Below are 14,548 nucleotides of genomic sequence, written 5' to 3' on the forward strand. Positions count from 1 at the left end.
TGAGTGGCGCATTCAATAGGATTACGAAGCGTCGCCTTCGCCTTGCGCGCGGTCTTTTCCGTAAATCGACGGAATAAAACGCTCCTGATCGTGAAGCTTTTCCCAGATTACAGGAGGATTTTGCGGATTTTCCAGAGACTTTGGCACATCGATAATTCGTTGATTACTAGAGCCACGAAATTGCAAAAGCGAATCGTGCAAATCTTTCATATAACGGCCGTCAACAAGAATATCAATGTAACGCAAAAGCTCAAGCTTATCAGGCGTCTCCCCTGGGCGCATAAGCTCTTCCCAAGTGTATCCAGTCCAACTCCAAATGTCTTTTGTATTGCCAAACTCTTTCCTAATACGCTTGCAAAGAGGCAGCAAAATGCCCGTATTAAGCAACGGCTCGCCGCCAAGAAGCGTTAAACCTTGCACATAAGGCTGCGCTAAATCTTCCATGATTTGATCTTCAAGCTTTTGAGTATAAGGATGCCCAGCGCGAAAATCCCAAATCGACTCGTTATAGCACTCAACGCAATGGAACGGGCAGCCGGAAACGTAAAGCGAGCAACGAATTCCTTCGCCGTCTGTCATCAAAAAACGCTTATAATCGGCGATCATCCCCTGGCTCATGCGCTCACTAGACCACTGTCCTGCGCGAGGATTATTGGAAAGAGAGGTAGGAATCCACGGTCCACGATTCACATCTGCAGGCGCAAAATCGTGCAAACTCATGCGAGCCATATCCAACCCCCTTCCAAACCGAATAAACAACTAAAAAATAAACAACCAAATTTGCGAAAATAAAATAAATCCAGCCGTTAGAAAGTGCAATCACAAAATGCAATACATTTCTAACGGCCAGATTATCACCAAACAACAAACACAAGAAAAGCTATTGATTTAGCTAAATTATCTAGTCATACTTATTTTACTAAGTTTCAACATAGTAAATTAGCTAAGTTTATTTTGTTTCCTCATACCATTCACGAGACTCACCGTTGTTAAGAGTCACATGGCCAGTTTCGCCAGACATGTGCTTTACGCGGTGAGCGATTTCTTCGTGACGACCGTGAACCATTGGACGCTGAACAGGATTGCCCAAGTAACCGCAAGTACGCTTAGTCACATTGCACTTATCTGGGTCGCTGTTGCCGCACTCCGGGCAACGGAAGCCTTCTTTAGTCGGCTCAAAATCACCCTGGAATCCACAAACGAAGCAGTGATCGATTGGCGTATTCGTACCCAAGTAGCCGATGCCAATCTTGTAAGCGTAATCCCAAACAGCTTCCAAAGCCTTAGGATTTGCCTGCAAGCATGGGAACTCGCAGTAGTTAATAAAACCGCCGGAAGCAAGATACGGGAAGTCAACCTCGTAGCGAAGCTTCTCCATAGGAGTTGGCTGCAACCAAACCGGGTAATGGAAGGAATTAGTGTAGAAGTCGTGATCAGTTACGCCTTCAATGCGACCGAACTTCTGGCGATCCATGCGGTTAAAGCGGTCAGTCAAAGACTCAGCAGGAGTTGAGTAAACGGAATAATGGTAGCCTTCCGCCTTTGACCACTGCTGGCAAAGCTTATTCATGCGGCGAACCAAAGAAAGCGCAAATTCCTTGCCTTCCTCATTCCAGCTGTGATCTTGCATCCAATCCTTGCCGAAGAACACGGCCGTAGTTTCGTACAAACCAATGTAGCCAAGAGAAACAGTTGCGCGCTCATTACGGAACAACTGATCCACGCTTTCGTTAGCTTCCAAACGACCAAAAGCACCGTAACGGAACAGCGTTGGAGCATTTACAGGAGTTGCCTGCTTGCAACGCATAATACGGAATCGCAAAGCTTGGTGAGCTACTTCCATACGCTCGTCGAAAAGCTTCCAGAAGCGAGTCACATCGCCGTGAGATTCAAGAGCAATACGTGGCATGTTAACAGTTACAACGCCAAGATTCATACGGCCATCTTCAACGTCCTTGCCGGTCTTTGGATCAATCCAACCCTGAAGGAACGAACGGCAACCCATAGGAGCCTTGAAGGAGCCAGTAATCTTAACAATATTCTCGTAGAACACAACGTCTGGGTACATGCGCTTTGTAGAGCATTCAAGCGCAAGCTGCTTCAAATCGTAGTTCGGGTCGCCAGCGTCTGCGTTTACACCGTGCTTAATAGTAAACACAAGCTTAGGGAAGATTGCAGTATGACGATCTTTGCCGAGACCGCGAATACGGTTAAGCAAAATAGCGCGCTGAATTTCACGAGCAAACCAAGAAGTACCCAAGCCAAATCCAACAGTTACGAACGGAGTCTGACCGTTAGAAACGCGGTTGGAATTAATTTGATATTCCATAGTTTGCATAGCGTCGTAAATAGCCTTACGCGTCATAATCTTTGCGTAAACTTCACGAAGCTGATCAAGCTCGCTCAAATTTTCATCAAAAGGAGTATCAGCAGGCAGTGGATCCCTGTCCAAGCAGTGGAGATTCTTAGGCTCCTGAGCCTTCAAGCCGTCAATCATATCTTTTGCGACTTGAATTGGTGTGGAATCAGGAATCATTGCGTGTGCCATAGCAAGATTCTTGTCGTAATCGCACTTAGCGTAAGGCTCAAGCATTTCGTCAGCGCGATTAACAGTCTGACCACCGTATTGCGCGCCAGCAATATCCTTAATAATTTGCGTAACCTGAGTTGCAGCAGTACCAATAGACTTTGGACTATCCATCATTGCATTACCAAGAGCAAATCCCTTAGCAAGCATATCGCCAAAATCAGGAAGCGAGCAGTTGCTCATGCAAGTAAATGGCGAATAATCAGCGTCATGGAAGTGAATATCACCCTTCATATGAGCGTTAGAAACTGCGTGAGGAAGCATAGAGAACGCAGAAGCTTTAGAAACAGCACCTGCAAGAAGATCACGCTGAGTTGCATAAACATTAGAATCCTTATTTGCGTTTTCACGAACAAGAGACTCATCACGATTTACAAGACGGTTAACAGCCTCGTTGATATCAGTAGCCCTAGCGCGGTCTATATCTCGGTTCAGTCGGTAGCTCGTGTAGCAACGAGCAACCTCATAAAGGTGATTTTCAATAAGACTATGCTCAACCAAGGTCTGAATATCTTCAATCTTCGCCGGACCATTGTAACGATCTTGAATTTCAGCCTCAATATGATCAGAAATATTACGAATCAACTGCTCTTCTTGCGGACCGATTTCCTTGCCCAAATCCTTAAAAGCAGCCTTGATTGCCATAATGATATTCAGCGGATCAAAATCAACTACGCGACCATCGCGCTTTTCGACCTGCACGCGAGAAACTGGAACTTCAACTACATCATCCGTACAATTTTCTGCGCTTGTGACAGCAGTTTCTTCCAAAACCTGCATCGGTACAGACCTTTCTCAAACACTGTTCCTTCTAGCAAAATCTCTCGTTGCAAACATGGGAACTATTTCTAACAACTCGCTCTACTATAACCCAACTCATGCACAATATCTAGGGCAAGACGCAAAGATAACCACCTATATATAGTGATTTATGTCACAATCGCGATTTTTGCGGCGTGTCCTGGTGTGTCGTAATTGATAAACGATAAATTACTGAATACACGCCGTTAAATGTGCGCACTTCGTGACGCTTTGATATATTAAATCACGTGGAACAGATAGCTTTTCAGCATGCACAGGAATTCGGATTCCAACCAGGAGACGTTGTCCAACAATGGCTCTGGGATGACGATGTTGACGAAACAATTTGCGAAAGCATCGAGAAACTTACCGGCGAAGAGTTGGTAGATGAGGATTACGACGCTGCTGTTGATGGTGTGATTATTTGGTGGCGCGACGGCGACGACGAAGATGAGCTCGCAGACACTATTATGGATGCCACAAATATGCTTGACAATGACGCTCCTATGTGGGTTCTTACTCCAAAACCAGGTCGCGAAGGTTCCCCAAGTTCTAGTACCGTTCAATCTGCAGCAAAAACAGCTGGCATGAACGCAGCCACTCCGTTAACCGTAAGCACTGACTGGAACGGCGTTCAACTGCGCGCATTTGGTAAAGGTCAATCTAAATAAGTATTTGCTAATTGGCTTAACTAGTTTAACCGACTGTTGACTTGCTTAACAGGCTGATTAACTGATTACTAAGTTGCTTATTGCTTGCCAACTTGCTACTTACTTTTGTAGTATTGCTGCTGTTTTGTCGAAAACACCAAACCAGTTGATGTTATGTATAAAACATAGGGCAATTCTGTCGAAAACACATAATCATTCGGCGAAATAGACAAAAATACAAGAATAACGTAAATAAAAAGCGCGAGGAGAAAAATATCACAGCCTCGCACCACAACAGACAAGAAAACTAAAGCGAAAACAAAAGCCGGAAAATCACTGGCGAATGTTATCAAAAGTAGTGAAAACGAAAACAAATGCTGTAAAACACACAGCATTTGTTTCTAAAACTCACGACCGAAGCGATGAACACGACTACCACGTTCGCCACGTTTACCGTGCCAACGACGTTCACCACGTTCACCACGTTCACCACGTTCACCACGTTCACCACGTTCACTGCGCTCACCACGTTGCCCACGTACGCGCCCGCGCCCTTTGTTACCGGCTTAAAAGATAGGATTCTTGGGACGTTGCCCACGTACGCGCCCGCGCCCACCGCGTCCACGACCGCGACCTTTACGCTTCTGCTGCTCCGGCTCCGGCATACTCCAGCCTTCTTGAAGCTCGGCAGCTTCACCAACAATCTCATCTAGAACTGATGAAGAAGGACTCACATCCTCAGCTTTCGCATGAATTCCAGCCTTACGAAGCATCATATGAGCAGCGCGCTTCTGATTAGGAAGCACAAGCGTTACGACATCGCCTTCTTCACCAGCTCGAGCAGTGCGACCCGAACGATGCAAGAAAGACTTAGGATCCTCAGGAGGCTCAGTTTGCACAACTAATGCAACGTCGCTAATATCAATACCTCGCGCAGCAACGTCCGTAGCAACCAGCACGCGCACCAAGCCTTCAGCAAACACAGCCAAATGACGATCTCGCTGATTCTGCGACAAATTACCTTGCAAATCAACTGCAGGAATACCTTGCTGCACAAATTTTTTCGCCATATTCTTCGCTTGATATTTTGTGCGCGTAAAGAATATAGAACGTTTCCTTCCGGAAGCAAGCTTTCGCAAAACTTCGTATTTATCCCCTGCAGACACAGCAAAAATATGATGCGTCATAGTGTCAACTTGGCAATCAGCATCATCCACAGCATGGACGACAGCATTTGGAAGGAAACGCTCAACTAATGTAGAAACTTGCTTATCAAGCGTTGCAGAAAACAGCATGCGTTGACCATCTGGCGCAACTTGCTCAAGAAGTCTAGTAACAGCAGGAAGGAATCCCATATCCGCCATTTCATCTGCTTCATCAAGCACGCTAACCATTACTTTTTCAAGCGTAAGTGCTCCTTGACGCAGCAAATCTTCCAAACGTCCAGGGCAAGCAAGCACAATCTGCGCACCCTGCTTAAGTTGCGATACCTGACGCTGGTATCTCACACCTCCATACACTGTCACAGTACGCATGCCATAAGCTGCAGCAAGCGGCGCTATTACGTCATCAATTTGATGCACAAGCTCGCGAGTTGGAGCAAGAATTATTGCTCTAGGAGCAGGAATTTCACTAGACTCGCGTGACTTACGATTTTTATCAGAATGAATTAAATCAACAAAATTCTCAGCTAAACGCGCAACAAGTGGAATAGAAAATGCTAATGTTTTACCACTTCCTGTGCGACCTCGCCCTAGAATATTCGCACCTTGTAATGAATCAGGAAGCGTTGCTTGCTGAATTGGGAATGCAGTAGTTTTCCCATCAGCACGCAACACTTCTACCAAGGGCTCTGGGACTCCAAGTTGCGCAAAAGTGACATCGTCACGGTAATTTTCACAAGATTCAATAGCAGAGTCTGGAATAATTGTTGCGTTATGAGAATCTTGATTTTGCTTTTTTGAAGTAGGACGCAAAGATATTGCAGAATTTTGTTTTGTATTATGAGATTTTGCAATATCATTTTTAACAACATTATTTTTATCAATATTATGCTTAGCAAAATTATTTTTAGCAAAATCTTGTTCAGCATCCGCAATAGCTACTTCTTCATAGCGCAAGGCTTTTTCGCGCGCTTTTTGACGAGCTTTTTCTGCTTTGCGATTTCGCTCCCTGCGCGAATTGAACTCGTGATTAGAACCGTAATTTTTATGACTACCCTGATATTCAAAAGGATTGCGTTTTTCAGCTGATTTCCTAGTATTTTTGACGTTCTTGGTATTCTTCGCGCCTCGCTTTTGGGCGAACGCAGCATGATGAGTATGCGGCACAATAGCCTTTCGTAAAATATGTGTATTCAAAACTTAAATTTCAAAACGTGAACTAATCGAGCCTAGCACACGCCTGGCACAATCACGGCAAATGTTGTCAAAAAGCGCCGAGACGCTCGCACTATAAGCGCTCGCTTCTGAGCTTGCATGGAAAAAGTCCACTGAACTTTCCATGCAAGCTCACGCTCCGAGTTACTTTCGTACACTACGCTCCAAGCGCGAAAGCAGGTCGTCGCGCAAACGCCGGAAAATCACCAGCAAATGTTTCCACCAAGAAATGAAAACAAAACTCAACTAGCGAGTGAGCTTACGGTGCAAGCGATGCGGACGAGCAGCTTCCTCACCCAAGCGCGCAATCTTATTTTCTTCGTAAGCTTGGAAGTTACCTTCGAACCAGTACCAATTTGCAGGATTCTCGTCGTCGCCTTCCCAAGCAAGAATATGCGTTGCAACTCGGTCGAGGAACCAGCGATCGTGCGAAACCACAACAGCGCAGCCTGGGAAATCAAGTAAAGCGTTTTCCAAGCTTTCCAAAGTCTCAACATCCAAATCGTTAGTAGGCTCATCGAGAAGAAGCAAGTTTCCACCCTGCTTAAGAGTCAAAGCCAAGTTCAAACGGTTACGCTCACCGCCGGAAAGCACACCAGTAAGCTTCTGCTGATCCGAACCTTTAAATCCAAAGCTTGCAACATATGCGCGAGTAGGAATCTCAACGCCTGCAACCTCAATAAAATCAAGTCCGCCGGAAACAGCTTCCCACAAGTTCTTATTAGGATCCAATCCTGCACGATTCTGATCCACGTAAGAAATCTTCACAGTATCGCCAACAATAAGCTCTCCGCCAGAAAGAGACTCCAAGCCCACAATCGTCTTGAACAGCGTAGACTTACCAACACCGTTTGGACCAATCACACCAACAATACCATTACGAGGCAGCGTAAACGACAAGTCGTCGATAAGTACACGGTCGCCAAAAGCCTTGTGAATATGCTTTGCTTCCAAAACTTGCGAGCCCAAACGTGGACCTGCTGGAATTTGAATTTCAGAGAAGTCAAGCTTCTTGGAATTACGTGCCTCTTGCTCCATTTGGTCGTAGCGTTCCAAACGAGCCTTGTTCTTAGCTTGGCGAGCTTTCGGCGAGCTACGCACCCAATCAAGCTCATTCTTCAAACGCTTAGCAAGCTTGGCATCCTTGGCACCCTGGATTTCCATACGCTTTGCTTTAGTTTCCAAATACGTTGAGTAATTTCCCTTATATGGATAAAGCTGACCACGGTCAACTTCGCAAATCCACTCTGCTACGTTATCCATAAAGTAGCGGTCGTGCGTAACAGCAATAACAGCACCCTCGTACTTGTGCAAGAACTGTTCAAGCCACAAAATAGATTCCGCATCCAAATGGTTAGTAGGCTCATCCAAAAGCAGCAAATCTGGAGCTTCAAGAAGAAGCTTACACAATGCAACTCGACGCCTTTCACCACCAGAGCACACAGAAACAGGCGAATCCGGATCTGGGCATTGCAAAGCATCCATAGCCTGCTCAAGCTGCGAATCCAAATCCCAACCGTTTGCAGCGTCAATTTCAGTCTGAAGCTTACCCATTTCTTCCATTAACGCATCAAAATCAGCGTCTGGATTAGCCATTTCTTCGCCGATTTGGTTAAAACGCGCCACTTTTTGCGCAATCTCACCAAAAGCCATCTTAATGTTTTCGCCAACCGTCTTAGTGTCATCAAGAGGTGGTTCCTGCTGCAAAATACCTACCGTATAGCCAGGAGTCAAAGAAGCTTCACCGTTGGTCACATTTTCCAAACCGGCCATAATTTTCAGCAGCGTCGACTTACCCATGCCGTTCGGACCCACAACACCAATTTTTGCGCCCGGAAGGAAGCTTAAAGTAACATCGTCGAGAATTACACGATCTCCGTACGATTTACGCGCCTTAATCATCTGATAGATAAATTCAGTCAAAGTAATATACCATCCTTACAAACGTTGAAATTCCAGCGTTTGTTGCAACTTGCGTAAAAAGCGTTTAATACTTTTACCTACTTAATTCAAGCAAGATGCAACTTACATAAAACTACGCAAACTAATAGCTAGCAAATACTAGCACGTTGCTGGCGTACGATTTGACTTATTGACAGACTCAGAATCATCTTCAGGCGGAATCTGGCAGAGCCACTCGCCCAAAATCCCAACGACCATATCAATAAAGCACACCAAGCCAGCAATAGAGCATTCACGCACAACAGAGTTATACAGAATTATTTCACTGTGTGGCAGACTCATTAACAACTGCCCAACGTACCAGCCAGACAAAATAGCACCTGCCATTCCCAATGCCTTAGACAGCATAAGAGCTGCAACAGCAAATTGAGAACTTACACGCTTCTTATTTTTATCTTTGTTAGCAACACTTTGATGAGTTTGCAACGCCATAACAAAAGTTATTAAGCCAGCAATCACCATAATTGCAACAACAACCCACGGAGCTCCTGCTAACGACATAGCACTAGACTCTGTTGACGACACTAGAAATGCGCCCAGCACAAAGCCAAACAGTAACCCTAGTACCAGATACCACCAAGGTGTGCGATACGCTTTCATTAACAACCATCCCCTATAAGCCATTGCTCTGAGTATACCCCAACAGTTTGAGCATCAAAAGCAAACGCTAATGAGTACGAAACTGAGTTGTCATCCAAAGCAGCATCCGACTCTATCTGCAGCCACGGCATAAGTTCAGGCGACTTAGGGTCAACCATCACCATTTCCGCTAGTTGTTGCGGCAATTTTTCTGCATCAACAGTTCTTGTATCAGCAGCAGAAGCACCATATGAACGCGTACCCAACACTCGCACAGTCACCTTATCTTTATACAAAGTAGCAACAGCGCGAAGCAAGCGAAGCAGTTCATACTCGTCACCGCCCGAAGACAGAATAAATACAGCCGCGTAATAATCACCTTCAAGCATATTGGCAACATATAGTGCCGATACGCCATCTACGCGAGATTCTCTATCCTGCTCAAGCATTGCAACTATTCTCAGCATAGCAGAACGCGTGTCTTGTTTCGCGACACCCTTCATAGAAATTACTGCAGTTGTCTGTAACGGAGTCGGACATATACGGAACAAAGGAGACTTAGTTTCTCTTTTAACAAGCTCACTGCCATAATTGACACTTTTAGATTCATCGACACAAGAGCACTCTGAATCTCCATTATTTTCATAATCATCCGCGAAAGAATTTGCGATATCAACGGCAGCTTTAGCAGCTGCAGCAGCGTCCTCGTCTTCTTTGCGCTGCTTTTCTTTTCTATCTTCCTCAATAAGAGAACGATAGTAATCTGCTATTTCGCCTTCCTCAAGATCGTCAACTGATACGCTTCCACTACGAACAGCAACATGCGCAAGAGAATCAGGAATTACACGCCGTTCCGAATAATTTAACTCTTCTCTAGAAACACTATTCAAAGTAACACAAATATCGTCAACAGTGCTTTTCATGCCGTAATATTCGCTTCTTAAAGCAGCATGAACAGTAATATCAGCCTCACTAATTTGCCAAGTGTGCATAGCAGAATTTAAAACAGATTTAGCAATAAGTTCTAAAGCTATAGCAGGATGCTCCTCAATTTCGCTATCTTTTTCGCAACGTTTAAGCATAAAAGCAAGACGCTCAGCAATTTGAGGAATATCTATTGCGTTAGTCTCATCTCCGTCTAATGCATTACTCAAATTAACTTTTAAAACAGCATCTATGTAAATAGAAGAATATAATCCAATGACTATTGAGTCACCGCTTGGGCGAATACCCTTCAAACTTATGGTTGTATTCATAATTTCATCTTCTACTCTCTAATAAAAACAATTTAAAATTCCAATTATTCGTTTATTTATCTTTTACTCTTACCTATAATACGCAAAACTAATATTTCGATACATTGTACTCGATATAAATCAACATGCGTAATTTTTTGCATATAACACTAATTTTTATTATTAAATTCTTAGAAAAATAAAAATAAACGCTGACAGCAATAAATTATATTGTTATCAGCGTTTATTAATGATTGTATTTTATCTGCTTTTTAGCACTGTATTTACACTATTAAGCACCAAATTGAGTGCCGTCATTTTGATTAGTAGACGGATTAACTGGTGGCTTAACAGTTCCAATAACAGTTCGAGGAGCAGGTGCAGTAGTCTGAATAGACGTATCAACAGACATCTGATCAGACTGCTGGTTTTGTGAAGTTGCGTTATTGGAAGATTCAGAAAGTTCAGAAGCTTCACTCTGCTCATTCTTACCTTCAACGTTGCGCTTTAAACTTTCTGGAATTTCAACAGGAGGAAGATCAGAATCTGGTCTTCTATCGTCCGAAAGCCAAAGAGTACGCTCAGGAGCCTTACGAATCTTACTGAAGATTTCCTTAAGTTCCTTCTCGTTAAGAGTTTCCTTAGCGAGCAACTGACGAACCAGCTCATCTAATACGTCACGATTATTGTTAATAATCTCCCACGCTTCAGTATGAGCAGTTTCGATAAGCTTATGAACTTCTTCATCGATTACTTCAGCAGTACGATTCGAGAACTTACGAGGTTGCAAAGAATCGAGTGAACCGGAAGAATCTTCGTCAGTATCCATCCACTTAACAGCTCCAAGCTTCGCTGAGAAACCATATTCAACAACCATCTTACGAGCAATAGCAGTAGCTTTCTCAATGTCGTTAGAAGCACCAGTTGTTGGATCATGGAACACAACTTCCTCTGCTGTGCGTCCGCCCATAGCATATGCCATTTGATCCAGCAATTCGTTGCGAGACTGCGAGTAACGGTCGCTTGTTGGCATCACAGCAGTGTAGCCAAGTGCGTGACCTCGCGGCAAAATCGTTACTTTAGTAACAGGATCCGTGTGGTGCAACGCAGCAGCAACAAGCGCATGACCACCCTCATGGTAAGCAGTGTTACGCAATTCATCCAAAGCCATACCCTTAGACTTACGTCGAGGTCCTGCTTGAACACGATCAATTGCCTCATCAATAGCGCGATTATCGATATATTGAGCACCAGAGCGAGCGCAAAGCAACGCAGCTTCGTTAAGCACGTTAGCTAAGTCTGCACCAGTAAAACCAGGAGTGCGCACAGCAACCATATGAAGATCAACATCCGGCACAAAAGGCTTACCCTTAGCGTGAACCTTCAAAATTGCCTCGCGACCTTCCAAATCAGGAGCCTCAACAGCCACCTGACGGTCAAAACGACCAGGACGAAGAAGTGCGGAATCAAGCACATCTGGACGGTTTGTTGCGGCAATAATAATCAAATTAGTGTCGTTGTCGAAGCCGTCCATCTCAACAAGCAGCTGATTAAGTGTCTGCTCGCGCTCATCATGACCGCCAGTCATGCCACTTCCGCGGCGACGACCAACAGCATCAATCTCATCGATAAAGATGATGGCAGGAGCATTCTTCTTAGCTTCGTCAAAAAGTTCACGAACACGAGACGCGCCCAAGCCTACGAACATTTCCACGAAGTCAGAGCCAGCCATTGCATAGAACGGCACACCAGCTTCGCCTGCAATAGCACGAGCCAACAAAGTCTTACCAGTTCCTGGAGGACCATAAAGCAGCACACCGCGCGGAATGCGAGCACCCAAAGCCTTGTAGCGCGAAGGATCCTTCAAGAAGTCTTTAATCTCTTCAACTTCTTCAACAGCAGCTTGTTCGCCAGCAACGTCAGCAAACTTAGTTTTAGGAGTCTGACCTTCAAGCAGCTTGCCACGGCCACGTCCGCCACCCATGCCAAGCATACTTCCACCGGCACCGCCTATTCTGCTAAACATGAACCAAATCATGCCAAGGAAGAACAATATCGGAGCAAGCGAAGTAATCAAATACGAAATAATGCTAGATGACTGTAAGCTAGCAGTCCAGCCGTTAGAAGGCTTCGCCTTTTCGACTTCTTGTACAATTGACCTACCTTGTGCATACGCGTAGTAGAATTGCACATCCTTGCCAAAGTCACGCTTTTGCTTACTTCGTTTATCGAACTTCTTAAACGGACTATCAAGCGTAAGCTTAACTAACTGTTTATTGTCAATAATTTCCACATAACTTGCTTTATGAGATCGCACTAACTCAATACCATCCTGAGTATCGATAGTTTGCGATCCGTTATGAACAAACATTTGGAATCCGACAACTGAAAGCAACACAAGAAGCACAATCCACGTCCATGGCGACTGCCAGAAGGAACGACGATTGTTATGGTTGTTCTCGTTATTTTTATTATTCTTGCCCTGTTGACCGTTGTTTCGCTGATTCCTAGGGTTGCGTGGATTTAAAAACGGATTATTCCCGTTATTTCCACGCCCAGGACCGCCCATTGGGCCTTGCGGTGTCATAGGAGAAGCGCCCATGTAATAAGGCTCCTTTCAAACTCCTCAATTTATATAAAAATTCTGAATAGAATCTATAAAATCAAGCACCATACACTGATGGCTTTAATACCGCAATACTATTGAGATTGCGGTAGCGTTCGTCGTAGTCCATTCCGAAACCAACGACAAATGCATCAGGAATTTCAAAGCCCGAGTAGTCGATTTGTACGTCTACTTCGCGACGTGCAGGCTTACTGAGCAATGCAAAAACTTTTACACTTGCAGCACCACGACCTTTTAGCTCATCTACAAGCCAAGCTAGCGTGCGACCGGAATCAACAATGTCTTCTACAATAAGCACATCTCGACCACGCACATCAGTACTTAAATCTTCGCGAACAGTGATTTGTCCGCTAGTTTGAGTGCCACTGCCGTAACTAGACAAGCTCATAAAGTCCATTGATGCGTTAATGCTTAATTCTTGCGAAAATACAGCAAGAGTATTTACAGCACCTTTGAGAACTGCAACAAGCAAAACATTACTGTTTTTGTAATCTTCACTTACTTGTTTAGCGACTTCACGAATACGCTTCATAAGGTCTTCGTGGCTAATTAATTCATAGTCGATGTCATCTCGTATATCTGCAATTTGCATGTTCACTATCTTTGCATAAGCGAATGACGATATTGCGCGAGAGCCGAGTCGCTTCGTAATAATTTGGCAGCGAAAAAGGCTTCTGACCATGCCATTTTGTACATAGTTCGTCCACTGCCGATATGTGACTTGACGAGAAACGCAGACCAAGCTCGCTTAACGCACGCACTATAATTCGTTTACGAATTGATGGATGATATTGCGCTAACTTCTCAGCTTTTAACCTAACAGTTTTCGCATTTTTATCAAATTCCATCACTTGTGAACTAGCTTCGTCAACTTGAGAATTAATATAGTCAAGATCGTCTCTAGCTATTTCAGCTCCACGAGAAAGCAAAGTAACCATATTTGCATTAAAAAATCGCGAAATATAAGGCATTAACGTGTGTCTAACTCGAGATCTCAATGGATAATTTTCTGAAAGTTCCTCATTTTTCGAAATATCGTCACCATTTGTAGGATCATCCCACCATGAAATGCCTAAATCCTCGCAAATACCAGTAGTATCTTCTCTACTAAGCTTAATAAGAGGCCTTGCAAAAAGCACGTTTTGACGCAATGTCACTGCTTTCATGCCAGCAACTGCTTCTAAACCTGCAGAATCTTTTAGCCCCATCATTACAGTTTCTGCTTGATCATTTGCAGTATGAGCTAGAAGCACGGCTGCAGCTTGCTGCTTTTTAGCAACCTCAATAATTGCTTGATACCTAGCATTTCTAGCAGCAGACTCTTCGCCTTCTCCCGAATCTTCAACGTTCACAGATTGAATATACACGTACTTTTCATCTATTCCAGATTGCAAACAATGCTTAGCCGCAATATTAGCAATTTCAGTTGAGTGCGGCTGCAAATGGTGATCTACTATTACGACACCGCAACGAATACCCCTACTTGCGCACACAATCACGCTCAATGCTGTAAGTGCAAGAGAATCTCTACCTCCAGAGCACGCAATAAGAACCAAAGGAGCATCAACATCTGTCGCGTGATTGCCATGTTCGGAAAAACGCGCGTCTTGTGCGCATAATGAAAGTTCGTCAAAACAATGCTTGATTGCGCCAATTCCTGCGCGTATGCGAGAAGAATACACCATAACTTCTAGTGTAGCGCGCCAATAACGCTAAATTGCAACTCATAA

At 44.3% G+C, this 14,548-nt stretch carries 10 protein-coding genes; 1 reads left to right on the forward strand and 9 read right to left on the reverse strand.

Annotated features, from left to right (window positions below):
* Positions 1-21: 21 nt before the first annotated feature.
* Positions 22-729 carry an anaerobic ribonucleoside-triphosphate reductase activating protein gene (gene nrdG, locus HXT41_RS03245; RefSeq protein ID WP_004108545.1) on the reverse strand — a complete coding sequence of 236 codons (708 nt, stop codon included), beginning with the start codon at positions 727-729 and terminating at the stop codon, positions 22-24.
* A gap of 220 nt (positions 730-949) precedes the next feature.
* Positions 950-3,367: an anaerobic ribonucleoside-triphosphate reductase gene (nrdD, locus tag HXT41_RS03250; RefSeq protein WP_012914410.1), complete on the reverse strand. Its 2,418-nt coding sequence runs from the start codon at positions 3,365-3,367 to the stop codon at positions 950-952.
* A gap of 269 nt (positions 3,368-3,636) precedes the next feature.
* On the opposite strand from nrdD, the gene HXT41_RS03255 reads away from it, so the two are divergent.
* The gene (locus tag HXT41_RS03255; protein WP_004108549.1) at positions 3,637-4,059 is read left to right on the forward strand and encodes a DUF3052 domain-containing protein; all 423 of its coding nucleotides are present in this window, start codon (positions 3,637-3,639) and stop codon (positions 4,057-4,059) included.
* Between the two features lie 545 nt (positions 4,060-4,604).
* Here HXT41_RS03255 and HXT41_RS03260 read toward each other — a convergent pair.
* The 7 genes from HXT41_RS03260 to tilS form a co-directional block, all read right to left on the reverse strand.
* Positions 4,605-6,368, reverse strand: a complete 1,764-nt coding sequence (locus HXT41_RS03260; RefSeq protein WP_116994632.1) for a DEAD/DEAH box helicase — start codon at positions 6,366-6,368, stop codon at positions 4,605-4,607.
* 294 nt (positions 6,369-6,662) lie between these two features.
* The gene (gene ettA, locus HXT41_RS03265) at positions 6,663-8,339 is read right to left on the reverse strand and encodes an energy-dependent translational throttle protein EttA (RefSeq protein WP_421788523.1); all 1,677 of its coding nucleotides are present in this window, start codon (positions 8,337-8,339) and stop codon (positions 6,663-6,665) included.
* A 138-nt stretch (positions 8,340-8,477) separates the two neighbouring features.
* The gene (locus HXT41_RS03270) at positions 8,478-8,978 is read right to left on the reverse strand and encodes a DUF3180 domain-containing protein (protein ID WP_033888467.1); all 501 of its coding nucleotides are present in this window, start codon (positions 8,976-8,978) and stop codon (positions 8,478-8,480) included.
* Complete coding sequence (locus HXT41_RS03275) at positions 8,978-10,213, reverse strand: dihydroneopterin aldolase (protein WP_102703220.1); 1,236 nt, start codon at positions 10,211-10,213, stop codon at positions 8,978-8,980. Before HXT41_RS03275 ends, HXT41_RS03270 begins: the two co-directional genes overlap by 1 nt.
* A 271-nt stretch (positions 10,214-10,484) precedes the next feature.
* Positions 10,485-12,794 (reverse strand): ATP-dependent zinc metalloprotease FtsH, encoded by a 2,310-nt coding sequence (gene ftsH / locus HXT41_RS03280; RefSeq protein ID WP_004108568.1) that lies wholly within the window; start codon positions 12,792-12,794, stop codon positions 10,485-10,487.
* Between the two features lie 61 nt (positions 12,795-12,855).
* On the reverse strand, positions 12,856-13,410 hold the full coding sequence (gene hpt, locus HXT41_RS03285; RefSeq protein ID WP_033888468.1) for a hypoxanthine phosphoribosyltransferase: 555 nt from the start codon (positions 13,408-13,410) through the stop codon (positions 12,856-12,858).
* Positions 13,385-14,503, reverse strand: coding sequence for a tRNA lysidine(34) synthetase TilS (gene tilS, locus HXT41_RS03290; protein WP_004108574.1), 1,119 nt, complete (start codon positions 14,501-14,503; stop codon positions 13,385-13,387). The genes hpt and tilS overlap by 26 nt, the downstream gene beginning before the upstream one ends.
* Positions 14,504-14,548: the final 45 nt, after the last annotated feature.

Source organism: Gardnerella sp. DNF01189, from assembly GCF_049244195.1.
Classification (GTDB): domain Bacteria; phylum Actinomycetota; class Actinomycetes; order Actinomycetales; family Bifidobacteriaceae; genus Bifidobacterium; species Bifidobacterium swidsinskii.